The following is a 25,090-nucleotide window of genomic DNA, read 5'->3' on the forward strand; positions in this document are numbered from 1 at the left end:
ACCCACAGAAGGAGACCCTCGTGCCGTCCATCGACGTCGTCGTAGCTCGCGAGATCCTCGACTCGCGAGGCAACCCCACGGTCGAGGTCGAGGTCGGCCTCGACGACGGCTCCACCGGCCGTGCCGCCGTGCCGTCCGGTGCCTCGACCGGTGCCTTCGAGGCCATCGAGCTCCGTGACGGTGACCCGAACCGCTACCTGGGCAAGGGCGTGGAGAAGGCCGTGCTGGCCGTCATCGAGCAGATCGGCCCGGAGCTGGTCGGCTACGACGCCACCGAGCAGCGCCTGATCGACCAGGCGATGTTCGACCTGGACGCCACCGACAACAAGGGCTCGCTCGGCGCCAACGCCATCCTGGGCGTCTCCCTGGCCGTCGCGCACGCCGCCTCCGAGGCGTCCGACCTGCCGCTCTTCCGCTACCTCGGCGGCCCGAACGCGCACCTGCTGCCCGTTCCGATGATGAACATCCTCAACGGCGGCTCGCACGCCGACTCCAACGTGGACATCCAGGAGTTCATGATCGCGCCGATCGGCGCGGAGTCCTTCTCCGAGGCCCTGCGCTGGGGCACCGAGGTCTACCACACCCTCAAGAAGGTGCTGAAGGGCCGCGGCCTGTCCACCGGCCTCGGCGACGAGGGCGGCTTCGCCCCGAACCTGGGCTCCAACCGCGAGGCCCTCGACCTCATCCTCGAGGCCATCAAGGAGGCCGGCTACACCCCCGGCCAGGACATCGCGCTGGCGCTCGACGTCGCCGCCTCCGAGTTCTACAAGGACGGCGTCTACAAGTTCGAGGGCAAGGACCGCACCGCGGCCGAGATGACCGAGTACTACGGCGAGCTCGTCGAGGCGTACCCGCTCGTCTCCATCGAGGACCCGCTGTTCGAGGACGACTGGGCCGGCTGGAAGACCATCACCGACAAGCTCGGCACCAAGGTCCAGCTCGTCGGCGACGACCTGTTCGTCACCAACCCCGAGCGCCTCGCCCGCGGCATCGAGGAGGGCAGCGCCAACGCCCTGCTGGTCAAGGTCAACCAGATCGGTTCGCTGACCGAGACCCTCGACGCGGTCGAGATGGCCCAGCGCAACGGCTTCAAGTGCATGATGTCCCACCGCTCCGGCGAGACCGAGGACGTCACCATCGCCGACCTGGCCGTCGCCACCAACTGCGGCCAGATCAAGACCGGTGCGCCGGCCCGCTCCGAGCGCGTGGCCAAGTACAACCAGCTGCTGCGCATCGAGGAGATTCTCGACGACGCCGCGGTGTACGCGGGCCGCTCCGCCTTCCCCCGGTTTCGCTCTGCGAACTGATCAGCGCAGCGCTCTGCGAACTGATCAGCGCGGCAAGGGCTGACAACGCCTCAGCTTCACCACGTCCTCGGCCACGGTCCCGTACCGTGGCCGAGGACGCCTTTGCGCGTCTGCAATCCGGACCTCAACCCCGGAAAAGGGGAGGCGATGTGGCGGCGGATCGGTTTTCCACCGCGACCAGGCTCAAAGCGCTCGGCACCGCGCTCGTGCAGGGGCCGCGGCCCCGCAGGACGCGGCCCCGCCGCAACCGGCTCACCGGTCGTGCGGCGCTCCTCGCGCTCGTCGTCTGCTCGCTGGTCGTCGCCCTCGCCTATCCCATGCGCCAGTGGGTCACCCAGCGGTCGGACATCGACGACCAGCGACAGCAGACGGAGCACGCCCGCGAGCAGGTCAAGCTGCTGACCGAGGAGAAGGCCCGGCTGCAGGACCCGGCGTACATCGAGCAGCAGGCGCGGGAGCACCTGCACTACGTACGTCCCGGCGAGACCGGTTACACCGTCGTGGACGGCAGCGGTGCCGCCCGGCGGCCGAAGGACCAGGGTGCCGCCGACCGTCCCTGGTACAGCAACCTCTGGGACGGTGTGGACTCGGCGGACGGCCGCCGCTGACCCGGTCTCCCACCGACCCGCCCATCCGAAGCCCGAGAAAACCGAGCACGAGCGAGCACATGGACACCCCTCCTCCCCAGACCGAGCCCACCGAGCCGACCGCCGCGGACATCGAGGCGTTCAAGCAGCAGCTCGGCCGTCCGCCGCGCGGGCTGCGGGCGATCGCCCACCGCTGCCCCTGCGGCAACCCCGACGTCGTCGAGACCGCGCCGCGGCTGGAGGACGGCACGCCGTTCCCGACGCTGTACTACCTGACGTGCCCGCGTGCGTCCTCCGCGATCGGGACGCTGGAGGCGGAGGGCGTCATGAAGGACATGACCGCCCGGCTGCAGACCGACCCGGAGCTCGCCGCCGCCTACCGCGCGGCGCACGAGGACTACATCCGGCGGCGTGACGCGATCGAGGTCCTCGAGGGCTTCCCGAGCGCCGGCGGGATGCCGGACCGGGTCAAGTGCCTGCATGTGCTGGTCGGTCACTCGCTGGCCGCCGGGCCGGGCGTGAACCCGCTGGGCGACGAGGCCATCGCGATGCTGCCGGAGTGGTGGCGCAAGGGCCCCTGCGTCACGTCGTGCGGCGAGGCCGCCGAGTGCGCCGGATCCGCCGGGGAGGGCGAATGACCCGCGTCGCGGCCGTCGACTGCGGCACCAACTCGATCCGCCTGCTCGTGGCGGACGCCGACCCCGTCACCGGTGAACTCACCGAGCTGGACCGGCGGATGACGATCGTCCGCCTCGGCCAGGGCGTGGACCGCACCGGGCGCCTCGCGCCGGAGGCGCTGGAGCGGACGTTCGCCGCGTGCCGGGAGTACGCGGACGTGATCCGTGAACTCAAGGCCGAGCGCACCCGGTTCGTCGCGACCTCCGCGTCCCGTGACGCCCGCAACCGCGAGGACTTCGTGCGCGGCGTCGTGGACATCCTGGGCGTGGAGCCCGAGGTCATCACCGGCGACGAGGAGGCGGAGTTCTCCTTCACCGGCGCGACCAAGGAGCTCACCGGCCGCGACGACCTCGCCAAGCCGTACCTCGTCGTGGACATCGGCGGCGGTTCCACGGAGTTCGTCGTCGGCGACGACCGGGTGCGGGCGGCACGCAGCGTGGACGTGGGCTGCGTGCGGATGACGGAACGTCACCTCGTGCGGGACGGCCGGGTGACCGATCCGCCGACGGCGGATCAGATCGCCGCGATAGAGGCCGATGTGCGGGCGGCGCTGGACGAGGCGGAGCGTACGGTTCCGCTGCGTGAGGCCCGTACGCTCGTGGGGCTCGCGGGGTCGGTGACGACGGTCGCGGCGATCGCGCTCGGCCTCACCGCCTACGACTGGGAGAAGATCCATCACGCGCGGATCCCCCTCGAGCAGGTCCGGGAGATCACGGACCGGCTGCTGACCTCCACGCACGAGCAGCGTGCGGCGATCCCCGTCATCCACCCCGGGCGGGTCGACGTGATCACCGCCGGGGCGCTCGTCCTGCGCTGCGTCATGGAGCGGACCGGGGCCCGCGAAGTCGTCGTGAGCGAGCACGACATCCTGGACGGGATCGCCTGGAGCATCGCCTGACGGGTTCTTTACAACGGGCGCGGAAAACGTGCGCGGGAAAAGTTCGTGAAATCCTTCACATGAAAAAGTGGCCCCGGGGTCCGCGAAGTGGGCCCCGGTCCGCCCATCCGGGCGGAATCGGGCTCGGAGGGGCGCGCTCCGCCTGGTTCGGGGCGGGTCGGGGAAGGGTGTTCACCGGTCGCGGCGGGACGGTGGTCCAGTCGCGCTCCGACCCGCAAGGCCAGTTCAGCGGGGGTGGTCAACGCGATCGAGGGCCCCGTGGTTCCCTCTCGGGGGTATGGCGTCGGTCACGTGAGCCGCGCAGTGTAGCAGACCCCCCTGTGCTCCTTGTGAAGGGGCGCACGAGCACCCGAACGGGTAGTGCTGGATACTCGAAACATGAGCACCACGGAGCGTCCACGGATCCTCGTAGTAGGCGGTGGATACGTCGGCCTGTATGCGGCGCGGCGCATCCTGAAGAAGATGCGGTACGGAGAGGCGACCGTCACGGTCGTCGATCCCCGCTCGTACATGACGTACCAGCCCTTCCTCCCCGAAGCGGCTGCCGGCAGCATCTCGCCGCGTCACGTCGTGGTGCCGCTGCGACGTGTGCTCCCCAAGGCGGAGGTCCTCACCGGCCGCGTCACCACCATCGACCAGGACCGCAAGGTCGCTACGATCGCGCCGCTCGTCGGCGAGGCGTACGAGCTGCCGTTCGACTACCTGGTCATAGCGATGGGCGCCGTCTCGCGCACCTTCCCGATCCCCGGCCTGGCCGAACAGGGCATCGGTATGAAGGGCATCGAGGAGGCCATCGGCCTGCGCAACCACGTCATCGAGCAGCTCGACAAGGCTGACTCGACGACCGACGAGGAGCTCCGCCGCAAGGCGCTGACCTTCGTCTTCATCGGCGGTGGCTTCGCGGGCGCGGAGACCATCGGCGAGGTCGAGGACATGGCCCGCGACGCCGCCAAGCACTACCGCAACGTGAAGCGCGAGGACATGCGCTTCGTCCTCGTCGACGCCGCCCCGCGCATCCTGCCCGAGGTCGGCGACAAGCTCGGCCAGTACGGCCGGGAGCACCTCGCGAGCCGCGGCATCGAGATCCACCTCGAGACGTCGATGGACTCCTGCGTCGACGGCCACGTCGTGCTGAAGAACGGCCTCGAGGTCGACACCAACACCATCGTGTGGACCGCGGGCGTCAAGCCCAACCCGGTGCTGGCCCGCTTCGGCCTGCCGCTCGGCCCGCGCGGTCACGTCGACACCCAGGCGACCCTCCAGGTCCAGGGCACCGACTACATCTGGGCCGCGGGCGACAACGCCCAGGTCCCGGACATGGTCGGCCGCCGGGCGGGCAACGAGAACGCCTGGTGCCCGCCGAACGCCCAGCACGCGCTGCGCCAGGCCAAGGTCCTCGGCGACAACGTGGTCTCCGGCATGCGGGGCTTCCCGCAGAAGGAGTACAGCCACGCCAACAAGGGCGCGGTGGCGGGTCTCGGCCTGCACAAGGGCGTGGCGATGATCGTCATGGGCAAGATGAAGATCAAGCTCAAGGGCCGTCTCGCCTGGTACATGCACCGTGGCTACCACGGTCTGGCCATGCCGACCTGGAACCGCAAGATCCGCATCTTCGCGGACTGGACCCTGGGCATGTTCCTCAAGCGCGAGGTCGTCTCGCTCGGCGCCATGGAGAACCCCCGCGAGGAGTTCTACGAGGCCGCCAAGCCGGCCCCGCAGAAGGCTCCGGCCGACGCGGCTCCCAAGGCCAAGGCCTCCTAGGCCTCAAGAGGTCTCAAGCGACCCGAAGGGCGTCCACCAATCCGTGGGGTGGGCGCCCTTCGGCGTGAGGTGACCTACTCTCAGCGGGAAGGACTACTGCACGGCCCACCGGTGTTTAGGTGTCAGGTACAGCTTTATTCGAAGTGCTGACACTTCATCATGGAGGTGTGCGACATGGCCCAGGCCGCCCGACGGCTCTCCGCGCTCATGGAACAGGTACTGGGGGCTCCGCTTCCGGTCCGTCTCCGCGCCTGGGACCACAGTGAGTCCGGCCCGCCGGGTGCGCCCGTCTTCGTCGTCCGCCGCCGCGCCCTGCGCCGCCTGCTGTGGAAGCCGGGCGAGCTCGGCCTGGCCCGGGCCTGGGTCGCCGGGGACATCGATGTCGAGGGCGACCTCTACGAGGCCCTCGACCTGCTGGCCGGCTTCCTCTGGGAGCGCGCCGAAGGATCCCGCCGCACCGGCCTCGCGGCCGCGCTGGACGCCCTGCGCGATCCCCGGATGCGCGCCGCCGGGCGGGAACTGCTCCGGCTCGCCGGGCCCTGGGTGCCGCCCGCGCCGCCCCGCGAGGAGGCCGTCAGGCGCAACGGCCGGCTGCACACGCTGCGCCGCGACAAGCAGGCCATCAGCCACCACTACGACGTGGGCAACGCCTTCTACGAGCGCGTGCTCGGCCCCTCGATGGTCTACTCCTGCGCCTACTGGGAGCCCGGCGGCACGCTCGAGGACGCGCAGCGCGCCAAGCTCGATCTCGTCTGCCGCAAGCTGGGCCTCCAGCCGGGAATGCGGCTGCTCGACGTCGGCTGCGGCTGGGGCTCGATGGTGCTGCACGCGGCCCGTGAGTACGGGGTGAGCGCGGTCGGCGTCACGCTCTCCGAGGAGCAGGCCGCGTACGCCCGCAAGCGCATCGCGGAGGCGGGGCTGGCGGACCGGATCGAGATCCGGGTCCAGGACTACCGCGACGTCGACGACGGCCCCTTCGACGCCATCTCCTCCATCGGCATGGCCGAGCACGTGGGCGCGGCACGGTACGCGGAGTACGCGGCGGACCTGCACGCGCTCCTCCGCCCCGGGGGCCGGCTGCTCAACCACCAGATCGCCCGGCGCCCGCTGGAGCGCGAAGAGGCGTACGTGGTCGACGAGTTCATCGACCGTTACGTCTTCCCCGACGGCGAGTTGGCGCCCGTCGGCCGGACCGTGGCGCAGCTCGAGGAGGCCGGGTTCGAGGTTCGCGACGTGGAGGCGCTGCGCGAGCACTACGCGCTGACCCTGCGGCAGTGGGTGGCCAACCTGGAGGCGCACTGGGACGAGGCCGCGCGGCTGACCTCGCCGGGCCGGGCGCGGGTGTGGCGGCTGTACATGGCCGCGTCCGCCCTGTCCTTCGAGCACAACCGCATCGGGGTCAACCAGGTGCTGGCGGTCCGTACGCCCGAATCCGGCGATCCGGGGCTGCCGTTGCGCACGCGGGAGTGGCGGGGCTGAAACGGGACGAGGGTCCGTCCCCGCGAGTGCGGGGACGGACCCTCGTGTGTCTGTCGTACGGCCGTCAGTCGGCCTTGATGGCGTTCAGCATGTTCATCCTGGCCGCCCGGCGCGCGGGCCACAGGGCCGCGAGGACGCCGACGACGGCGGCCAGGAGCAGGAAGACGGCCATGCTGCCCCAGGGAAGCACCAGTTCGTAGGTGGACACGCTCTTCTTGATCAGCTGGCCTGCCGCCCAGCCGAAGAAGACGCCGAGGCCGACGCCGAGCACACCGCCGAACAGCGAGATGGTCAGCGACTCGAGGCGGACCATCCGCTTGATGCCCTTGCGGTCGAGGCCGATGGCCCGCAGCATGCCGATCTCCTGCTGGCGCTCGAAGACCGACATCGCCAGGGTGTTGATGACGCCGAGGACCGCGACGATCACCGCCATGGCGAGCAGCCCGTAGAGCATGTTCAGCATCAGGTCGATCATCTTGGCGAAGCCGCTGCGGATGTCGTCCTTGCTCTCGATCTGGATGGCCGGGTTGTCACCGAGGGCCTTGCGGATCGAGTCCTTCGCCGAACCGGTCGCGCCGTCCTTGGTCTTGAGCATCACCTGGTTGTCGTGGACCTGGGTCATGTGCGGGGTGACGACCGCGGTGTCGACCATGATGCCGTGGAGCATCATGTTGCCCTTGTAGATGCCCGAGACGGTGAGCTTGCCCTGCTTGCCGTCCTCGAAGGTGGCGGTGAAGGACGAACCGAGCTTCCAGCCCTGGTTCTTGGCGGTGGTGTCGTCGACGACCGCGTGGGCGCCGGAGAGCCCGTCGAACGAACCGGCCGTGAAGTCGAGCTTGGTGAGCTCGCCGATGGTCTTCGGGTCGACGCCGACCAGGAACTGGTTGTCGTTGCCGACGCGGGCCGGGGACTGGCGCATCGCGCTGCTGGCGGTGACCCCGGGCTGTGCGGCGATCTTCTTGGCGATGTCGGGGGAGAGGTCGGTGCCGCTCGCCATGGAGACCACGTAGTCGGCCTTGATGGCGGCCGTGGCCATCTTGTCGACGGCGTTCTGCATGCTGCCGGCGATGACGGTCAGGCCGGTGATCAGGGTGAGCCCGATCATCAGCGCGGACGCGGTGGCGGCGGTGCGGCGCGGGTTGCGGACGGCGTTCTGCCGGGCGAGCTTGCCGGAGATGCCGAACAGGCGCAGCACCGGTGCCGCGGCGGCGATCACGGGCCGGGACAGCAGCGGGGTCAGGACGAAGACGCCGATGAGCATGATGCCCGCGCCCAGGCTCAGGACGGCCTTGTCGCCGCTGCCGCCGACGACCAGGGCGGCACCGGTGGCGGTCACGATGCCGCCGATGGTGTTGCGGACGACCAGGGAGCGGGTGCTGGCCTGGGCGTGGACGCTGTTCATCGCGGCGACCGGCGGGATCTTCGCCGCGCGGCGGCCGGGCAGCCAGGCGGCGAGCATGGTCACGACGATGCCGACGACCATCGAAACGGCCACGGTGGACGGGGAGATGACGAGCGGCCCGTCGGGCATGTGCCCACCGGTGCTGCTGATCAGCGCACGCAGCCCGGCGCCGATGCCGATGCCGGCGAGCAGGCCCGCGACACCGGCGACGGTGCCGACGATGAACGCCTCGATGAGCACCGAGCGGGTCACCTGGCGGCGGCTCGCGCCGACGGCGCGCAGCAGGGCGAGTTCCTTGGTGCGCTGGGCGACCAGCATGGTGAAGGTGTTGGCGATGATGAAGATGCCGACGAAGAGGGAGATGCCCGCGAAGATCAGCAGCCCGGTCCGCATGCCGTCCATCGACTGCGAGATGAACCTGGCCTGGTCGTCGGCGAGCTGCTTGCCGGTGGTGGCCTCGGTGTCGCGCGGGAGGACCTTCTCGATCCCGGCCTTGAGCGCGTCCTGCGAGGTGCCGGGCTTGGCCTTGACCTCGATCTCGTTGAACTGGCCGGGCTTGGCCCAGAGCTTCTGCGCGGTGCGGGTGTCGAAGAGCGCGAGGCTGCCGCCGGCGGAGACGTTGCCGTCGTCGGTGGTGAAGATGCCGGTGATCTTCTCGGTGAGGACGGGGCCCCTGACGGAGGTGCGCAGGGTGTCGCCGACCTTGTAGCCGTCGCGGGAGGCGGTCTTGGCGTCGAGCGCGATCTCACCGGCGCGCTGCGGGGCGCGGCCGTCCTTGATCGGGTAGCGGGCGTCCTTGCCGTCCGTGCCCGGGAAGTAGTTCGCGCCGGCCGACGGGAACTTGGGGAGGTCGCCGTTCTTGTCGGGGATGGCGGCGAAGCCGCCGACGGTGCCGGTCGCGGAGGCGGCCCCGGGCACGGTGGCGATCTTGTCGAGGAGCTGCTGGGTGAGCTTGGGGGCCTCGCCGGGCCTGCCCTTGCCGCTGTCCTCCTTGTGCGGCTGGACGGCGACGTCGACGTCGTCGAAGCCCTTCTGGGAGCTCTTCTGGTAGGCGTCGGAGATGGTCGAGGTGAAGACCAGGGTGCCGGAGACGAAGGCCACGCCGAGCATGACGGCGAGGACGGTCATCAGCAACCGGGCTTTGTGCGCGAGCACGTTGCGCAGTGCGGTACGGAACATCGGGAGGTCAGTCCTGGAGGAGGTCGTGTCCGGCGGTGGTCAGCTCGTGCGGCCCTTGGCGTCGAACCGCTTCATGCGGTCGAGGACCGCGTCCGCGGTGGGGCCGCGCAGTTCGTCGACGACGCGGCCGTCGGCGAGGAAGACCACGCGGTCGGCGTAGGAGGCGGCGACGGGGTCGTGGGTGACCATGACCACGGTCTGGCCGAGTTCGCGCACGGAGTTGCGCAGGAAGCCGAGGACCTCGGCGCCGGAGCGGGAGTCGAGGTTGCCGGTGGGCTCGTCGGCGAACATGATTTCGGGGCGCGAGGCCAGGGCGCGGGCGACGGCCACGCGCTGCTGCTGGCCTCCCGAGAGCTGGCTCGGGCGGTGCTTGAGACGCCCGGACAAGCCGACCGTGTCGACGACGGTTTCCAGCCACTTGGGGTCGGGCTTGCGGCCCGCGATGTCCATCGGCAGCGTGATGTTCTCCAGGGCGTTGAGCGTGGGCAGCAGGTTGAACGCCTGGAATATGAAGCCGATCTTGTCCCGCCGCAGCCGGGTGAGCTTCTTGTCGCTCAGCCCGGTCAGCTCGGTGTCGCCGATCCGGGCGGAGCCGGAGGAGACCGTGTCGAGGCCGGCCATGCAGTGCATGAGCGTCGACTTGCCGGACCCGGACGGGCCCATGATCGCGGTGAACTCGGCCTGGTGGAAGTCGACCGAGACGGCGTCCAGGGCGACCACCTGGGTCTCGCCCTGTCCGTAGACCTTGGTCAGATCTGTGGCGCGGGCGGCCACCGCGGTGGCTCGGACGGCGGTCTGGGCACCGAGGGGGGTGGTGGTCACGGGAGGACACTCCTGTCGGGACGGCGGGTGATGCCCATCCATCGTCCTGTCCGCCGCCCCGCCCCGGATCAGCTCTTGTGCCCGTTCTCGGGACCGTCTCAGGGGGTACGCGGCCCGGCCGCCGTCATCCTTCGGTATGACGGCGGCCGGCGCGTCAGGAGGCGAGATTGCGACAATTCCGAAACCCCATAGGGGTGGGGCGGTGAACGGGGCGGATCGGCCGCTGGCATGTGCCTATGGCGTCGGCACCTTGCTGATGCGCGTTCAGTTGCCAATAAAATAAGACAACCTCGGGTCCGCGTTCCGCTGTTTGGGGGGCGCTCCCCGGATAGGCTCGTGCTGCTCTCCTCGTGGGAGACCCGCGCGCGTACCTGCACGTGCGGTCCGTAGGGCCAGCCCGGATGGTGGAAAGCAGACACGGCGAGCTTAAACCTCGCTGGCCTTTGGCCGTGCCGGTTCGAGTCCGGCTCCGGGCACTTCTCGCTTGGCGGGTGGGCGGAGCCTCCCCCCTCGTACGATCCACCGGTCACGCCACCGGTTGTGTCACCGGTTACGTCCGGTCCCGCCCGTCCCGGGCGGAACCGATGGCCGCCCGATTGCGTTCTCCGGTAGGGGGTACGCGCGAAAAAGATCGTCCCAAAGCACGAGAGCCATTCCTTTGCCTACCCATTACCCTGGTCGGCAAGGCCGCGCAGGGTGGCCATGGAGGAGTGAAATGAGGAGCAGGAACCCGGTCTTCTCGCGTCGGGGGTTCACTCCCGGCAGCGGTTACGCGGGCTTCAACGCCGCACCGCAGCCCGGGTACGCGACCCAGGGCAACCCGTACGCGCAGCCTGGCAACCCTTACGCACAGGGCGCACCCGACCTCCAGTACGGCATGCCGCAGGCTCCGGCCCGGTCCGGCGCCATGACGATGGACGACGTCGTCTCGCGCACTGCCATCACGCTGGGTCTGGTGATCGTCGCCGCCGGCGTCTCCTGGGCGGCCAAGCTGCCGGTCGGCGTCGGCTTCGGCGCCGGTCTGATCGCCATGGTGCTCGGCTTCGTCCAGTCGTTCAAGGCCCGCCCGGTCCCCGCGCTGATCCTGGGGTACGCCGTGCTCGAGGGCGTCTTCCTGGGCGTGCTCAGCCAGTACTACAACAAGTACGCGAGCGGCGCCCCGATGCAGGCGGTGCTCGGCACGATGGCCGTCTTCGCCGGCGTGCTCATCGCCTACCGGGCCCGGATCATCAAGGTCGACCGGCGCTTCACCCGCTTCGTGGTGGGCGCTTCGATCGGTTTCGTCCTGCTGATGCTGGCCAACGTGCTGTTCGCCGCCTTCGGCGGCGGTGACGGCCTCGGCTTCCGCAGCGGCGGGCTCGGCATCGTCGTCGGCATCATCGGCGTGCTGCTCGGCGCGGCGTTCCTCGCGCTGGACTTCAAGCAGATCGAGGACGGCGTGCGGTACGGCGCCCCGCGTGAGGAGTCCTGGCTGGCGGCGTTCGGTCTGACGCTCTCGCTGGTGTGGATCTACACGGAGCTGCTCCGTCTGATCGCCATCTTGAACAACGACTAGCCGCGACAGCGGCGGGTGTGTGACAGGGCCCGGGAAGGCATTGCCTTCCCGGGCCCTGTCCCTTGTTGTCGGGGCGCTCCGGTCACCGGAACTTTCGCGCCGCCCGTCGTAGGTCGTACTCGTGGACGATCGCCTTGGCGTGGCCGTAAGCGAGGCCGTGTTCTCCGCGCAGCCAGCTGACCTTCTCCTCGAAGCGGGAGAGAGCGGGACCTTCGTCGACCGCGCGCAGCCATTCGGAGACTTCGCGGCCGGTGCAGTGCGGGATTCGGGCGAGCAGGTTCCGGTGGGTCTCGTCGGAGATGACGTAGGACATCGGCGCCTCCGGACGCGTCGGATGATGGTCCTTCATGTCACCGTGCCTGAGTGTTAAGCCAATGGCAACAGTCGGTGGGCGGCACATGCGGTGCCGGACCCCCGATAACCTCGGGGCGTGGATGACGTGACGCCCCTGCTGGCCGCTGTGGACACCTTCGCCGACCGCCTGCGCTCTCTGCCCCAGTCCCGCCTGAGCCGCGGTGCGGCCGCCGAGGCGTTGGCCCTGGCCAGGGAGCTGGCCGCACGAGCCCAGCGGATCGAGGAGCCGGGGCACGCCGTGCCGCGGGAGATGCCGGAGGCGGGGATGTTCGCCGTGGCCGATCAAGTGGCCGTCGCCGGGCACGACTTGGCCGAGGCGCTCGCCGCCGCGGAGGGGGACGGGGCCGGGGTGGCCGAGGCCGTGGCGCTGATCGGCGAGGCGTCGCAGCGGTGCGGGCTGTGACCGCCTCCGCCTTCCTTCTGCCTCCGTCTCCGCTTCCGCTTACAGCGAGGCGATGACGCGGTCGGCGAGGACGTAGACGTTGCCCGCCGCGCAGCCGAAGGTCAGGGCGTAGGCGCCGGAGACCCCGGAACCGCCCAGCAGCACGGGGGTGTCGCCGGTGCGCAGCGCGTCCGCGAGGCTCTCGGCGGTCTCGCGGTGGCCGGGCGTCATGCACACGGTGGTGCCGTCCGCGAAGACATAGACGTCGAGGGTGCCGAGCGGGCCGGGGCGTACATCGGTCAGCGGGATACGGGCGTCGGCGAGTTCGGCGAGGCGCTCGATGGTGCGCTCGTGGTCGCCCACGGCGGCGGACGGCGAGAAGTCGGGGTGCGAGGGGTGCCGGCGGCGGGCGGCGGCGAGTTCGGGGGACTCGGCGTCGGTGGGGTCCTCGTCGGGCTCGAACGGCGGGAGGTAGTCGACGCCGGGCACTCCGGTGAGCCCGGTGAGCAACGGGTGGGAGTCGGCAGGGTTGTTCAGGTCCCGGGACTCCTGCGCGGCCCAGAAGGCGCGTGCCTCGGCGAGCTCGCGCTCGCGCTCCTCGGCGAGGGCGTCGGCGACGGCCGCACGTATCTCGGTGAGTTCGGCGACGGGCGCGGTCCGGGCGTGCGGCACCGCGGCGTGGATGTCGCGCTCCGCGAGGCCCGCCACGGCGGACGCCAGCTCCGTGCGCAGGGCCCCGACCTGGCGACGCAGCCCACGGGTGACGTACAGGGCGGCGACGGACGCGGCCGCGGCGGTGGCAGCGGCCAGCAGCAGGGCAAGGGACATGGCGCTCACTGACGTACTCCCGGTTGCTATGGATCCCCCGAATTCCTACCTCAGCTTCGCGCGTGCTTCCCTGGGGCCACAGTGCAAAACGTCGTGAAAGGGACGGGACCTAAGACCTAGAGGTTCTCCGTTCAACCTATCTGACCTGCAAAAACGAATTTCCCCCGGGACGTTGGTCACATCCTGGGGGAAATTAGGTCACGGACCGGTCAGCGGGCTCAGCTGAGGCGCTCGATCACCATCGCCATGCCCTGGCCGCCGCCCACGCACATCGTCTCCAGACCGAACTGCTTGTCGTGGAACTGGAGCGAGTTGATCAGGGTGCCGGTGATCCGGGCGCCCGTCATGCCGAAGGGGTGGCCCACGGCGATGGCACCGCCGTTGACGTTCAGCTTGTCGATGTCGATGCCGAGGTCCCGGTAGGAGGGGATGACCTGGGCGGCGAACGCCTCGTTGATCTCGACCAGGTCGATGTCGCCGATGGTCAGCCCGGCGCGCCGCAGCGCCTGCTCGCTGGCCTCCACCGGCCCGTAGCCCATGATCTCCGGGGAGAGCGCCGAGACGCCCGTGGAGACGATCCGGGCGAGCGGGGTCAGGCCCAGCTCGCGGGCCTTGGTGTCGGACATGATCACCAAGGCGGCGGCGCCGTCGTTGAGCGGGCAGCAGTTGCCGGCCGTGACCATGCCGTCCGGGCGGAAGACCGGCTTGAGGCCCTCGACGCCCTCCAGCGTCACTCCCGCGCGCGGGCCGTCGTCCTTGGCGACGACCGTGCCGTCCGGGGTGGTGACCGGGGTGATCTCGCGCTCCCAGAAGCCCTTCTTGATGGCCTCCTCGGCGAGGTTCTGCGACCGTACGCCGAACTCGTCCATCTCCCGGCGGGTGATGCCCTTCAGGCGCGCCAGGTTCTCGGCGGTCTGGCCCATCGCGATGTAGGCGTCGGGCACGAGGCCGTCCTCGCGCGGGTCGTGCCAGCCCTCGCCGCCCTGCTCGGCGCGGGCGGCCGTACGGGCCTCCGCGTCGGCGAACAGCGGGTTGTGGGTACCGGGCATGCCGTCGGAGGAGCCGTTGACCGAACGCGAGACCGTCTCGACGCCGGCCGAGATGAACACGTCGCCCTCGCCCGCCTTGATGGCGTGCAGCGCCATGCGCGAGGTCTGCAGGGACGAGGCGCAGTAGCGGGTGATCGTGGTGGCGGGCAGGTGGTCCATGCCCATCTGCACGGCCACGATCCGGCCCAGGTTGTGGCCCTGCTCGCCGCCGGGCAGGCCGCAGCCGAGCATCAGGTCGTCGATCTCGCGCGGGTCCAGCGAGGGGATCTTGGCGAGGGCGGCCTGGATGATCGTCGCGGTGAGGTCATCGGGGCGCAGGTCCTTCAGGGAGCCCTTGAAGGCGCGGCCGATGGGGGAGCGGGCGGTGGAGACGATCACGGCTTCGGGCATCAGGGCTCCAGGGACGCTGGCGATGGACTCCCGGTGAAGTTACCCGTGCGTACGGGTTGGGGTCACGAGGGTTGCGTTGTGATGCGGGACTCCTTTCCAGTGTCGCGCCGTCGCTCGCCAGTGGGTGGTCAGTCGCCGTCGGCGGCTGCGGGGCGCAGCGCGGGCTCGGCGGGAGCCGACGGCTCCGCGGGCGTCGGCAGGCGCCGCCGCCTGCGGTGCTTGAGCAGGGCCCAGCGTCCGCGGGCCGCCGTGACCTCCGTGCCGGCCTCCGCCGCGGCCTCGGCCGCCGCACGGGCCACCGGCAGGATGCCCTCGCGGCGGGCGGCGTCCGGCCGTTCCTCCTCCTCGGGCCAGAGCCCCAGCGCCGCGCACATCGTCGGCAGCACGGCCATGGCTGCCGTGGCGTAACCCTCCGCCGAGGGGTGGTAGTTGTCCGGGCCGAACAGCTCGCGCGGGTTCGCCGCGAACTCCGGGCCCAGCAGGTCGCCGAGCGAGACCGTACGGCCGCCCGCCTCGAGCGCTCCGATCGTCTGCGCAGCCGCCAGCTGGCGGCTGAGGCGGCGGGCCAGCCAGCGCAGCGGCTGGTACACCGGCTCGATCGTGCCCAGGTCGGGGCACGTGCCCACCACCACCTCGCACCCCGCCTCGGTCAGCCTGCGCACCGCCTCGGACAGCAGCTGTACGGAGCGGGCGGCCGGCATCCGGTGGGTGACGTCGTTCGCGCCGATCATGATCACGCAGACGTCCGGGGGGTACCCCGGGCCGGACAGGAGCAGCGTGACCTGGCGCTCCAGGTCGTCCGACTGCGCCCCGGACAGCGCCACGTTGCGCAGGTCGACGGGCCGTTCGGCGATCGCCGCGAGCCCCGACGCGAGCAGCGCGCCCGGCGTCTGCCGGGGCCGGTGCACGCCCTTGCCCGCGGCCGTGGAGTCGCCCAGCATGCCCAGCACCAGGTGCTCGCGTCCGAGCCCGTGCACGAACGCCGAGCCGTAGCAACCGTCCGCGTGCGGCGGTGAGTCGTCGCTCCCGCCGACCACCCGCCTGGCGAGCGCCACTTCGGTGAGCAGCACCCCGAGCGCCGCCCCTCCGAGCAGGCCGATCCCGCCGCCCCCGTATGCCGCCGCCGCCGCGATCCTGCGTGCGGCCCTCGCCCTCGACATGGACATCGGCCCGCCTCCTCCGCTGCGCGAAACCGTGTTCACAGATGTTTCATGAACACTTCACGAATGCCGCACGCCCTTGCGCGGGCGCGCTAACAGCAGGGTGCCCCCGCTGCGGAGCTGTGCAACGCGCCGTTGGTGCGGACGGACGCGCAATAGGCTGGGCGTACGGGTACGCGACGAACCGCTAGTGCCCCTGACCGCGGAGATCACCGTGCAGTATCACGATTCGATGATTGAGCTCGTTGGCAACACCCCGCTCGTCAAGCTCAACAGCGTGACCGATGGCATCCAGGCCACCGTCCTGGCCAAGGTCGAGTACTTCAACCCCGGCGGTTCCGTGAAGGACCGCATTGCCGTGCGGATGATCGAGGCCGCCGAGAAGTCCGGTGAGCTCAAGCCGGGCGGCACGATCGTGGAGCCGACGTCCGGCAACACGGGCGTGGGCCTTGCGATCGTGGCCCAGCAGAAGGGCTACAAGTGCATCTTCGTCTGCCCGGACAAGGTCTCCCAGGACAAGATCAACGTCCTGCGGGCGTACGGCGCCGAGGTCGTCGTCTGCCCCACCGCGGTCGATCCGGAGCACCCGGACTCCTACTACAACGTCTCCGACCGGCTCGTCCGCGAGACCCCCAACGCCTGGAAGCCGGACCAGTACAGCAACCCCAACAACCCTCTCTCGCACTACGAGTCCACCGGTCCCGAGCTCTGGGAGCAGACGGAGGGGAAGATCACCCACTTCGTGGCGGGCGTGGGCACCGGCGGCACGATCAGCGGCACCGGCCGCTACCTCAAGGAGGTCAGTGACGGCCGGGTCAAGGTCATCGGCTCCGACCCGGAGGGCTCGGTCTACAGCGGCGGCTCCGGCCGGCCGTACCTGATCGAGGGCGTCGGCGAGGACTTCTGGCCCACCGCCTACGACGGCACGGTGACCGACGAGATCATCGCGGTCTCCGACAAGGACGCCTTCCAGATGACGCGCCGCCTCGCCAAGGAGGAGGGCCTGCTGGTCGGCGGCTCCTGCGGCATGGCGGTGGTGAGCGCGCTGGAGGTCGCCAAGCGGCTCGGCCCGGACGACGTGGTGGTCGTGCTGCTGCCGGACAGCGGGCGCGGTTACCTCAGCAAGATCTTCAACGACGAGTGGATGGCCGACTACGGCTTCCTGGAGGAGGCCGGCGACGCCGCGCGCGTCGCCGACGTGCTGCGCCGGAAGGAGGGCGGCGCGCTGCCCTCGCTGGTCCACATGCACCCCGAGGAGACCGTGGGCGAGGCCATCGAGGTGCTGCGCGAGTACGGCGTCTCGCAGATGCCCATCGTCAAGCCGGGCGCCGGTCACCCCGACGTGATGGCCGCCGAGGTCATCGGCTCCGTCGTCGAACGGGAGCTGCTGGACGCCCTGTTCACCCAGCGCGCCTCGCTCTCCGACCCGCTGGAGAAGCACATGAGCGAGCCGCTGCCGCAGGTCGGCTCGGGCGAGCCGGTCGCGGACCTGATGGCCGTGCTCGGCACGGCGGACGCGGCGATCGTGCTGGTCGAGGGCAAGCCCAAGGGTGTGGTGAGCCGTCAGGACCTGCTCGCCTTCCTCGCCGAGGAGAACGGCGTCAAGTGACGCCGGGCAGTCGCCCCGTCCCGTAAAAGGTACGTATGCGTCACGTGGCGGCAGCACGGACTTAACAAGGGTCCGTCATAGTGAAGAGGTGCCGGCAGGGGCGGTGTTCCCGTCCGGTCCGGCACCACCGGCGACGGCAGGATCTCCGGAGCGGCTCCCGGATTCCGCGGCCGTCAGGATGCGGACCTCGGGCCCACGCCCGGCCCGTGTCCCTCGCGGGGACCGCCGCCGTCCCGACTCCGGCTCCGGCCGGGGTGCGGCGGCCCCCGCGCGAACCGTCAGATGCTGTCGGCGTCCTTGCGCCCCCGCAGCTGCTGCCACGGGAACTTCCCCGCCGCCTGCGCCACGTTGACCCCCACGATCCCCGCCCAGGTCACCAGCAGCCCCGCCAGGCCCGCGTTCACCACGCCGATCGCGGACAGCGGGACGGCCAGGACGAGCGTGACCGCGGCGAAGCCGAAGCGCTCGCCGAACGTGCCGAACTCGGGGTCGCGCCGGGTCTGACCGCCGCCCCGTGCGGCGGTCATCTGATGCTCGGCGAGCTGGCGACGCACCTGCCGGTTCACGGCGGCGTCGACTTTCTGCTCCACCGTCCGGTCGACCTTCTCCACGAAGGAATCGACGAGTTCGGCCTCGTACTCGGCCCCCAGCTCCTTGCGGGTCTGCAGGGTCGCGTCGAGTTCCTTCTTGAGATCTTGGTCGTGGCCCGTCATGGCCACAACGGTACGGTCGGCGCATGCCCCGCCGCAGTGGGGCTAGCACCCGTATCCGCGATGGGGGACTCCCCTCGCCCGCCGAGGGCCCCCGTGGAAGGAGCAGTCCGTGACCGTACCCCTGCTGTCGTCCCTCACCGGGCCCGGTGCCGCCGACCGGGCGGACGCGCTCACGTTCGCCGGGCGGTCCTGTTCGCGTGAGGAACTGCTCGGTGCCGCAGGCGCCGTGGCACGCCGGATCGCCGGTGCGGCGGCGGTGGCCGTGCACGCGGAGCCGACGCCGGAGACGGCCGCCGCCGTCGTGGGCGGGCTGCTCGCCGGGGTGCCCGTCGTGCCGCTGCCGCCGGACGCGGGGCCCGTCGAACGCGCCCACATCCTCAAGGACTCCGGTGCCGAGCTGGTGCTCGGCGGCGAGGACGGGATCCCGGTCGACCTGCGGGAACGGGCCGACGCCCCGGGCGGGCAGCCGGAAGGCGGCACGACCGCCCTGATCCTCTACACCTCCGGCACGACCGGCGCGCCCAAGGGCGCCCTGATACCGCACGGTGCGATCGCGGCCGGCCTGGACGGCCTCGCCGACGCCTGGCAGTGGACCGCCGAGGACACCCTCGTGCACGGGCTGCCGCTCTTCCACGTGCACGGCCTCGTCCTCGGCGTGCTGGGCGCGCTGCGGACCGGCTGCCGCCTGGTGCACACCGGGCGGCCGACCCCGCAGGCCTACGCCGCGGCGGGCGGCAGCCTGTACTTCGGGGTGCCGACCGTGTGGTCCCGTATCGTCCGCGAGCCGTCCGCCGCACGGGAGTTGAGCGGTGCGCGGCTGCTGGTCTCCGGCAGCGCGGCCCTTCCCTCGCCCGTCTTCCGCGACCTCGAGGCGCTCACCGGGCAGCGGCCCGTCGAGCGCTACGGCATGACCGAGACCCTCATCACCGTCTCGGCGCGGGCCGACGGGGAGCGCCGCCCGGGCGCCGTCGGGCTGCCGCTGCCGGGCGTACGGACCAGGCTGACCGGCCAAGAGGAGGGCGGCATCGGTGAGTTGGAGGTGACCGGGCCGACGCTCTTCGCCGGGTACCTCGGCCGCCCGGACGCGACGGCGGCGGCGTTCACCGCCGACGGCTGGTTCCGCACCGGCGACATCGCCGCCATCGAGCCGGACGGTACGCACCGCATCGTCGGCCGGGCCTCCACCGACCTGATCAAGTCCGGGGGTTATCGCGTCGGCGCCGGGGAGGTGGAGAACGCGTTGCTCGACCACCCGGGGGTGAGCGAGGCCGCGGTGGTCGGGGTGCCGCACGACGACCTGGGCCAGGAGATCGTCGCCTATGTCGTCGCCGACGGGGTCGGCGAGCAGGAGCTGATCGACTTCGTGGCCGGGCAGCTGTCGGTGCACAAGCGGCCGCGCCGGGTGCGGTTTCTCGAGGCGTTGCCGCGCAATGCGATGGGGAAGCCGCAGAAGAAGCTGCTGCCGCCTGCATAATTTTATGCGGACCAGGTGGTTGTGAATGGAGGAGAGCTGATGAGCGAGACCGGTGGTGGTGGCGGCGGACCGGATGCCACCGCGCGCCTGCAGAAGCTCTTCGAAGGGCACCGGCTGACGCCCACCCAGCGTCGCATCGCGCACTGCATGGTGCGGCGTGCGGCCGATGCGCCCTTCCTCTCGAGCGTGGAGGTCGCCGAACTGGCCGGGGTCAGCCAGCCGTCCGTGACCCGGTTCGCGGTGGTGCTCGGGTTCGACGGCTATCCGGCGCTGCGGCGTCATCTGCGGGAAGTGGTTCCCGCGGTGCCGGAGCGGGGTGGGCATCCGCTCAACGAGTACCAGCAGGCGGTGCACGCCGAGATCGACAACCTCCGCCATCTCGCTTCGCTGCTCGCCGATCCCGCCCCCGTCGTCCGTGCGGGGCGGATGCTCGCCGCGTCCCGCCCGCTGCCCGTCCTCGGGCTGCGGGCCGCCGCCGCGCAGGCGGCCGGCTTCACGTACTTCGCCCGCAAGGTCCACCCGGATGTCCGCCTCCTCGACGAGGGCGGCAGCCAGCTGGCCGACCGCGTCGATGCGGCCGTGCGGGCGGGCGCGGATGCGCTGCTGTGCTTCGCGCTGCCGCGGCATCCGCAGGAGGTCGTCGAGGCGCTCGAGTACGCCCGCGGTGCGGGACTGACGGTCGTCACCGTCGCGGACTCCACGTTCGCGCCGGTGGCGCGGCACAGCGATCTGCTGCTGCCCGCGGCCGTGGGTACGGGGCTCGCCTTCGACACGGCGTGCGCGCCGATGTTGTTGGGGCGGGTGTTGTTGGAGGCGATGTGCGATGCGTTGCCGGATGCGCAGGCGCGGTTGGAGGAGTTTGATGTGAGGGCGGTGGAGCGGGGGTTGTTCGTGGAGTGACGGTTCCCGTGGGGGTGGGTGGTGGGTGGGGAGTTGTGCCCCGGTCCCGCCCTCTCACCGTCTCCTCCGGGGCTACGCCCCGGTCCCCGAACCGCGCTCCGCGCGGTTGTCCGGGGGCTTCGCCCCCTGGGCCCCCGCAACGCGGCTCCGCCGCTCGTCCTCAAACGCCGGACGGGCTGGAATGTCGGGGCCGCCCTGGATTTTCGCGCCCGCGCTGAAAATCAAGCCCGGCCCGGCACTCTCCAGCCTGTCCGGCGTTTGAGGACGAGCGGCGGAGCCGCGACAAGCGGGGTCTGGGGCGCAGCCCCAGGGCATCGCGCGGCAGCGCGGTCACGGGGTCCGGGGGCGGAGCCCCGGGGAACGGTGGAAGGGCGGGACCGGGGCACATCCGCACCCCCTCACCACCCCAGCACGCTCAGCAGCCCCGTCAACGCCAACGCCCCCGCCGCAACAATCGCCCGCCCCCGCAGAGCCCGCTCGCTCATCTCCCGGCTCCTCCCTCGCTGCTGATGCACAGACCATAGGAGACCGCCCACAGAACCCGCGTCGTACGGCGGAGCCAAGCTGCCCGTGATACCGGGGTATGACCCCCGACGGCGAAGGCGACGACAGCGGCGGCGCGGTTCTCAGGGGGTTCTCAGGGGGTCCTCAGATTCGGTCGCTACCGTGCCGCCTGGACCGGCAAACCCGGCAAACAGGAGGTGTGAAGTGGGACGCGGAGCGTATGCGTTGGCGCGGGTGGCGGTGGTGGTGCGGGCGTCGGCCCGCAGGCTGTGGTGGCTGGGGGTGCTGAGCGCGGGCATCGGCGCGCTGGTGCCGGGGCTCACCGGGCGCCGGATCGGCGTGCTCGCCGGGGCCGCGCTGTTCGTCGTCACCGCGGGAGCGGCCTTCACCGCACGCCGCACCCGCTACACGGAGCTCGCGCGCGGCGCGGACAGAGCCGGCCGCCAGGCGATCCTGCAGGACCGTGCCGTGACCGCACGGAACTGGAGCCGCGGCCGCCGCTGGTGGCTCACGGCCGCCTTCCTCGCGGCCGTCGGCTCGTCCTTCGCCGTACCGGCCGCCGCCGGCATGGCCCTGGCCGGGCTCGGCGCGGGCCTGTGGGCCAAGGCCCTGTGGCTGGGCGGCCTGGAACGCCGGGCCGACGCACTGCTGTGGGTCCGCACGGAGTGGGCGAAGGGCAGCCCCGCGGCCAAGCCCGTACCCGGCTATCTGACCACCGGCCTCGCCGCGGGCGACGCCGCCCCCGGCGGGGCCCGTCTCAGCGCAGCGCGCTGAGGCCCGCCGCGTGCGCGGCCCCGCTCTCGGCGACGAGCTCGTCGAGGGTCTGCGGGGTCCGTACGGGCACGAATCGTACGTCTCGTACGTCGTCACCGGCTGCCGCCGTATAGCCGTAAATCCCCGGCCGGGGGAGTGAGTTGTAGGCGTAGTGGTTCGAGAAGTAGTACGCCCCCGTGTCGAGCAGCGCGACATGGTCGCCCGCCGCCAGCGGCGGCAGCGGCCGGTCCACCGCGACCAGGTCGCCCGCGAAGCAGCACGGCCCGGCGACGTCCTGCGGCACGGGGGCGTCCCGCTTGGGGCGCCCCTGCGCGTCGTACGCCGCCACGCGCAGTGGCCAGGAGCCGGGCGCGTAGACGGTGCGCGTCGCGACCTGCGCGCCCGCGTGCGTCACCGCGATCCGGCGGCCCCCGGCCGACTTGGCGTACTCCACGCGGGCCAGCACCATCCCGCTCTTGGCCAGCAGTGACCGGCCGAACTCGGTGACCAGGCGGTAGCGCCCGTCGAAGAGCCCCGGCACGGTCGAGGCGAGCAGCCGGGCGTACTCCCGGAAGGTCGGAGCGACCTCGTCGGAGCCGAAGTTGACGGGCAGGCCGCCGCCGATGTCGACGGTGTCGACCTGCTGCCGCCCGGCCAACTCGTTGATCTCCTCGGCCAGTTCGTATGTGATCCGTACGCCCTCGGCCATCAGCTCCAGCGGGCAGCCCTGCGAGCCGACGTGCGCGTGCAGGCGCGTGAGCCACGGCCGCTCCGCGTAGGCCTGGACGAGCCAGGCGCGCGTCCCCTCGTCACGCAGGGCGATGCCGAACTTCGACGTCTCGGTGGCCGTGCTCAGCGCCGCGATGCTGCCGCCGCCGATCTGCGGGTTGACGCGCACGCCGAGCGAGGAGGACGAGGGCCGCTCGCTCATCAGCGCGTCCAGCCGGGCGAGTTCCTCCCGGCTGTCGGCGTTCACCGCGATGCCCAGCGCGAGCGCCTCCCGCAGCTCCTCGCCGGTCTTGGCGGGCGAGTCCAGCACGATGCGCGCGGGCCCGACCCCGGCGGCGCGGGCCAGCGCCAGCTCGCCCGGGCCCGCGACCTCGCAGCCCAGCCCCTCGTCGGCGAGCAGCCGCAGCACCGGCACCAGCGACGCGGCCTTCACGGCGAAGGCGTGCAGGATCCGGTCGTCGCCCGCGCCCACCTCGGCGAACGCCTTGCGAAGAGCGGTCGCGGCGGCGCGGATCCCGGCCACGTCCAGCAGCCCGGCCACCGGTGCGCCCGCCCCGACCAGGCCCTGTCCGACCGCCGCTCGCACGGCGGCATCCCGTGTGTTCTGCGTGAGGCTCATGTGTCCACTTCACCACTGGCGGGGAAGCGATGCCATGGGGCTGCGCGACACCTGTTGACTAGGGGTATTCAGCGTCGCAAGATGTGCAGTGTTCTATTCAGTCGTTCCATTCATCCCCAGGTTGTCCCCAGGGAGGCAGGGCTCATGTCAGGACCGCGACCCGTGCGAGCACCGCGAGGTACCGAGCTGAGCGCCCGGGGGTGGCAGCAGGAAGCCGCTCTGCGGATGCTGCAGAACAACCTGGACCCCGAGGTCGCGGAGCACCCGGACAAGCTCGTCGTCTACGGCGGCACGGGCAAGGCGGCCCGCGACTGGCGCTCCTTCGACGCCATGGTCCGCACGCTGCAGACGCTCAAGCAGGACGAGACGATGCTCGTCCAGTCCGGCCGTCCGGTCGGCGTGATGCAGACGCACGAGTGGGCGCCCCGCGTCCTGATCGCCAACTCCAATCTCGTCGGCGACTGGGCCAACTGGGAGGAGTTCCGCCGCCTCGAGGCCCTCGGCCTCACCATGTACGGCCAGATGACGGCCGGTTCCTGGATCTATATCGGTACCCAGGGCATCCTCCAGGGCACCTACGAGACCTTCTCGGCCGTCGCCGCCAAGCTCGCTCTTAAAAACAAGCACAGTGGCGGCACGCTCGCCGGAACGATCACCCTGACCGCCGGCCTCGGCGGCATGGGCGGCGCCCAGCCGCTCGCCGTCACCATGAACGACGGCGTCGCGATCTGTATCGACTGCGACCCGCGCGCCATCGAGCGCCGCATCGAACACCGCTACCTGGACGTCAAGGCCGACTCCCTCGACCACGCCCTCCAGCTCGCGGTGGAGGCGCGGGACGCGCGCCGCCCGCTGTCCATCGGCGTCCTCGGCAACGCGGCCGAACTCCTCCCGCAACTGCTGGCGATGAACGCCCCCATCGACATCGTCACGGACCAGACCAGCGCCCACGACCCGCTGGCCTACCTGCCGCTCGGCGTCGACTTCGACGACATGGCCTCGTACGCGGCCGAGAAGCCCGCCGACTTCACGCGCCGTGCGCGCGAGTCCATGGCCAAGCACGTCGAGGCCATGGTCGGCTTCCAGGACGCGGGCGCCGAGGTCTTCGACTACGGCAACTCGATCCGAGGCGAGGCGCAACTGGCCGGGTACGAGCGCGCGTTCGCCTTCCCGGGCTTCGTCCCCGCCTACATCCGGCCCCTCTTCTGCGAGGGCAAGGGCCCCTTCCGCTGGGCCGCCCTCTCCGGCGACCCGAAGGACATCGCCGCCACCGACCGGGCCATCCTCGACCTCTTCCCCGAGGCTGCGTCTCCTCAAAACGCGTCCCTCGCGCGCTGGATCAAGATGGCCGGCGAGCGCGTCCACTTCCAGGGCCTCCCGGCCCGCATCTGCTGGCTCGGCTACGGCGAACGCGACCGCGCGGGCGAGCGGTTCAACGACATGGTGGCGAGCGGCGAGCTGTCCGCCCCCGTCGTCATCGGCCGCGACCACCTCGACTGCGGCTCCGTCGCCTCCCCGTACCGCGAGACCGAGGCCATGCTCGACGGCTCCGACGCGATCGCGGACTGGCCGCTGCTGAACGCGATGGTCAACGTCGCCTCCGGCGCGTCCTGGGTCTCCATCCACCACGGAGGCGGCGTCGGCATGGGCCGCTCCATCCACGCGGGTCAGGTCACGGTCGCCGACGGCACGCCGCTCGCGGGCGAGAAGATCCGCCGGGTGCTGACGAACGACCCGGGCATGGGCGTCATCCGCCACGTGGACGCGGGCTACGACATCGCCGAGTCGGTCGCCGAAGACCGCGGCGTCCGCATCCCCATGCGGGAGGGGGAGTGACTTCAGCCCGTCCGGCGTTTGAGGACAACGCGGCGGAGCCGCGTTCAGGGGGGCCGGGGGCGCAGCCCCCGGAAGAAACGGTGAAAGGGCGGGACCGGGGCACACCTCCCTCCTTCCACGAG

General features: G+C 71.2%; 21 protein-coding genes and 1 tRNA gene. 14 read left to right on the top strand and 8 right to left on the bottom strand.

Annotation, left to right across the window (positions count from 1 at the left end):
- Positions 1-20: 20 nt before the first annotated feature.
- The 6 genes from eno to ACV530_RS15175 all read left to right on the top strand — a co-directional run bounded on the left by eno (position 21) and on the right by ACV530_RS15175 (position 6,710).
- The gene (gene eno / locus ACV530_RS15150; protein ID WP_494332956.1) at positions 21-1,307 is read left to right on the top strand and encodes a phosphopyruvate hydratase; all 1,287 of its coding nucleotides are present in this window, start codon (positions 21-23) and stop codon (positions 1,305-1,307) included.
- Positions 1,308-1,456: 149 nt separating this feature from the next.
- On the top strand, positions 1,457-1,915 hold the full coding sequence (locus tag ACV530_RS15155) for an FtsB family cell division protein (RefSeq protein WP_494332957.1): 459 nt from the start codon (positions 1,457-1,459) through the stop codon (positions 1,913-1,915).
- A gap of 59 nt (positions 1,916-1,974) precedes the next feature.
- Positions 1,975-2,532, top strand: coding sequence for a DUF501 domain-containing protein (locus ACV530_RS15160; RefSeq protein WP_494332958.1), 558 nt, complete (start codon positions 1,975-1,977; stop codon positions 2,530-2,532).
- Positions 2,529-3,470: a Ppx/GppA phosphatase family protein gene (locus ACV530_RS15165; protein WP_494332959.1), complete on the top strand. Its 942-nt coding sequence runs from the start codon at positions 2,529-2,531 to the stop codon at positions 3,468-3,470. Before ACV530_RS15160 ends, ACV530_RS15165 begins: the two co-directional genes overlap by 4 nt.
- Before the next feature lie 378 nt (positions 3,471-3,848).
- Positions 3,849-5,231: an NAD(P)/FAD-dependent oxidoreductase gene (locus ACV530_RS15170; protein ID WP_494332960.1), complete on the top strand. Its 1,383-nt coding sequence runs from the start codon at positions 3,849-3,851 to the stop codon at positions 5,229-5,231.
- Positions 5,232-5,405: 174 nt separating this feature from the next.
- On the top strand, positions 5,406-6,710 hold the full coding sequence (locus ACV530_RS15175; protein ID WP_494332961.1) for a class I SAM-dependent methyltransferase: 1,305 nt from the start codon (positions 5,406-5,408) through the stop codon (positions 6,708-6,710).
- Between the two features lie 64 nt (positions 6,711-6,774).
- Here ACV530_RS15175 and ACV530_RS15180 read toward each other — a convergent pair whose 3' ends face one another.
- Both ACV530_RS15180 and ACV530_RS15185 read right to left on the bottom strand, forming a co-directional pair.
- The gene (locus tag ACV530_RS15180) at positions 6,775-9,291 is read right to left on the bottom strand and encodes an ABC transporter permease (protein ID WP_494332962.1); all 2,517 of its coding nucleotides are present in this window, start codon (positions 9,289-9,291) and stop codon (positions 6,775-6,777) included.
- A gap of 39 nt (positions 9,292-9,330) precedes the next feature.
- Complete coding sequence (locus ACV530_RS15185) at positions 9,331-10,155, bottom strand: ABC transporter ATP-binding protein (protein WP_494332963.1); 825 nt, start codon at positions 10,153-10,155, stop codon at positions 9,331-9,333.
- A gap of 353 nt (positions 10,156-10,508) precedes the next feature.
- Between ACV530_RS15185 and ACV530_RS15190 the strand changes: the two genes are divergently transcribed.
- Both ACV530_RS15190 and ACV530_RS15195 read left to right on the top strand, forming a co-directional pair.
- Positions 10,509-10,589, top strand: a tRNA-Leu gene (locus ACV530_RS15190).
- Positions 10,590-10,828: 239 nt separating this feature from the next.
- Positions 10,829-11,668, top strand: coding sequence for a Bax inhibitor-1/YccA family protein (locus ACV530_RS15195; protein WP_494332964.1), 840 nt, complete (start codon positions 10,829-10,831; stop codon positions 11,666-11,668).
- An 82-nt stretch (positions 11,669-11,750) separates the two neighbouring features.
- Here the strand turns inward: ACV530_RS15195 and ACV530_RS15200 are convergent, their stop codons facing one another.
- Entirely contained in the window at positions 11,751-11,981 is a 231-nt protein-coding gene (locus ACV530_RS15200) for a DUF4287 domain-containing protein (protein WP_494333047.1), read from the bottom strand.
- Positions 11,982-12,098: 117 nt separating this feature from the next.
- Here ACV530_RS15200 and ACV530_RS15205 point away from each other — a divergent pair, with 117 nt between their 5' ends.
- Entirely contained in the window at positions 12,099-12,425 is a 327-nt protein-coding gene (locus ACV530_RS15205) for a hypothetical protein (RefSeq protein ID WP_494332965.1), read from the top strand.
- A 39-nt stretch (positions 12,426-12,464) separates the two neighbouring features.
- Here ACV530_RS15205 and ACV530_RS15210 read toward each other — a convergent pair whose 3' ends face one another.
- From ACV530_RS15210 to ACV530_RS15220, 3 genes are all read right to left on the bottom strand, one after another.
- On the bottom strand, positions 12,465-13,232 hold the full coding sequence (locus ACV530_RS15210) for a hypothetical protein (protein WP_494333048.1): 768 nt from the start codon (positions 13,230-13,232) through the stop codon (positions 12,465-12,467).
- Between the two features lie 218 nt (positions 13,233-13,450).
- Positions 13,451-14,671 carry an acetyl-CoA C-acetyltransferase gene (locus tag ACV530_RS15215; RefSeq protein ID WP_494332966.1) on the bottom strand — a complete coding sequence of 407 codons (1,221 nt, stop codon included), beginning with the start codon at positions 14,669-14,671 and terminating at the stop codon, positions 13,451-13,453.
- A gap of 128 nt (positions 14,672-14,799) precedes the next feature.
- Positions 14,800-15,837 (bottom strand): SGNH/GDSL hydrolase family protein, encoded by a 1,038-nt coding sequence (locus ACV530_RS15220; RefSeq protein ID WP_494332967.1) that lies wholly within the window; start codon positions 15,835-15,837, stop codon positions 14,800-14,802.
- Between the two features lie 208 nt (positions 15,838-16,045).
- Between ACV530_RS15220 and ACV530_RS15225 the strand changes: the two genes are divergently transcribed.
- Complete coding sequence (locus ACV530_RS15225; RefSeq protein WP_494332968.1) at positions 16,046-17,440, top strand: cystathionine beta-synthase; 1,395 nt, start codon at positions 16,046-16,048, stop codon at positions 17,438-17,440.
- A 278-nt stretch (positions 17,441-17,718) separates the two neighbouring features.
- Here the strand turns inward: ACV530_RS15225 and ACV530_RS15230 are convergent, their stop codons facing one another.
- Positions 17,719-18,153, bottom strand: a complete 435-nt coding sequence (locus tag ACV530_RS15230; RefSeq protein ID WP_494332969.1) for a hypothetical protein — start codon at positions 18,151-18,153, stop codon at positions 17,719-17,721.
- A gap of 109 nt (positions 18,154-18,262) precedes the next feature.
- Between ACV530_RS15230 and ACV530_RS15235 the strand changes: the two genes are divergently transcribed.
- The 3 genes from ACV530_RS15235 to ACV530_RS15245 all read left to right on the top strand — a co-directional run bounded on the left by ACV530_RS15235 (position 18,263) and on the right by ACV530_RS15245 (position 21,805).
- On the top strand, positions 18,263-19,627 hold the full coding sequence (locus ACV530_RS15235) for an acyl-CoA synthetase (protein ID WP_494332970.1): 1,365 nt from the start codon (positions 18,263-18,265) through the stop codon (positions 19,625-19,627).
- 39 nt (positions 19,628-19,666) lie between these two features.
- Positions 19,667-20,527: a MurR/RpiR family transcriptional regulator gene (locus tag ACV530_RS15240; RefSeq protein WP_494332971.1), complete on the top strand. Its 861-nt coding sequence runs from the start codon at positions 19,667-19,669 to the stop codon at positions 20,525-20,527.
- A 708-nt stretch (positions 20,528-21,235) separates the two neighbouring features.
- Positions 21,236-21,805 carry a hypothetical protein gene (locus tag ACV530_RS15245; protein WP_494332972.1) on the top strand — a complete coding sequence of 190 codons (570 nt, stop codon included), beginning with the start codon at positions 21,236-21,238 and terminating at the stop codon, positions 21,803-21,805.
- On the opposite strand, the gene ACV530_RS15250 is transcribed toward ACV530_RS15245, so the two are convergent.
- Positions 21,789-23,132: a type III PLP-dependent enzyme domain-containing protein gene (locus ACV530_RS15250; protein ID WP_494332973.1), complete on the bottom strand. Its 1,344-nt coding sequence runs from the start codon at positions 23,130-23,132 to the stop codon at positions 21,789-21,791. The two genes, ACV530_RS15245 and ACV530_RS15250, sit on opposite strands and share 17 nt — an antisense overlap.
- A 144-nt stretch (positions 23,133-23,276) precedes the next feature.
- Between ACV530_RS15250 and hutU the strand changes: the two genes are divergently transcribed.
- Positions 23,277-24,968, top strand: coding sequence for a urocanate hydratase (gene hutU, locus ACV530_RS15255; RefSeq protein WP_494332974.1), 1,692 nt, complete (start codon positions 23,277-23,279; stop codon positions 24,966-24,968).
- The last annotated feature ends 122 nt before the right edge of the window (positions 24,969-25,090 follow it).

The sequence above is a fragment of the Streptomyces sp. SX-6 genome, from assembly GCF_059089585.1.

Coding starts and splice junctions, on each gene's coding strand:
- ACV530_RS15160 (WP_494332958.1), top strand. CDS start 1,975: ATGGACACCCCTCCTCCCCAGACCGAGCCCACCGAGCCGACCGCCGCG.
- ACV530_RS15165 (WP_494332959.1), top strand. CDS start 2,529: ATGACCCGCGTCGCGGCCGTCGACTGCGGCACCAACTCGATCCGCCTG.
- ACV530_RS15170 (WP_494332960.1), top strand. CDS start 3,849: ATGAGCACCACGGAGCGTCCACGGATCCTCGTAGTAGGCGGTGGATAC.
- ACV530_RS15175 (WP_494332961.1), top strand. CDS start 5,406: ATGGCCCAGGCCGCCCGACGGCTCTCCGCGCTCATGGAACAGGTACTG.
- ACV530_RS15180 (WP_494332962.1), bottom strand. CDS start 9,291: ATGTTCCGTACCGCACTGCGCAACGTGCTCGCGCACAAAGCCCGGTTG.
- ACV530_RS15185 (WP_494332963.1), bottom strand. CDS start 10,155: ATGGATGGGCATCACCCGCCGTCCCGACAGGAGTGTCCTCCCGTGACC.
- ACV530_RS15195 (WP_494332964.1), top strand. CDS start 10,829: ATGAGGAGCAGGAACCCGGTCTTCTCGCGTCGGGGGTTCACTCCCGGC.
- ACV530_RS15200 (WP_494333047.1), bottom strand. CDS start 11,981: ATGTCCTACGTCATCTCCGACGAGACCCACCGGAACCTGCTCGCCCGA.
- ACV530_RS15210 (WP_494333048.1), bottom strand. CDS start 13,232: ATGTCCCTTGCCCTGCTGCTGGCCGCTGCCACCGCCGCGGCCGCGTCC.
- ACV530_RS15215 (WP_494332966.1), bottom strand. CDS start 14,671: ATGCCCGAAGCCGTGATCGTCTCCACCGCCCGCTCCCCCATCGGCCGC.
- ACV530_RS15220 (WP_494332967.1), bottom strand. CDS start 15,837: ATGTCCATGTCGAGGGCGAGGGCCGCACGCAGGATCGCGGCGGCGGCG.
- ACV530_RS15230 (WP_494332969.1), bottom strand. CDS start 18,153: ATGACGGGCCACGACCAAGATCTCAAGAAGGAACTCGACGCGACCCTG.
- ACV530_RS15240 (WP_494332971.1), top strand. CDS start 19,667: ATGAGCGAGACCGGTGGTGGTGGCGGCGGACCGGATGCCACCGCGCGC.
- ACV530_RS15250 (WP_494332973.1), bottom strand. CDS start 23,132: ATGAGCCTCACGCAGAACACACGGGATGCCGCCGTGCGAGCGGCGGTC.
- hutU (WP_494332974.1), top strand. CDS start 23,277: ATGTCAGGACCGCGACCCGTGCGAGCACCGCGAGGTACCGAGCTGAGC.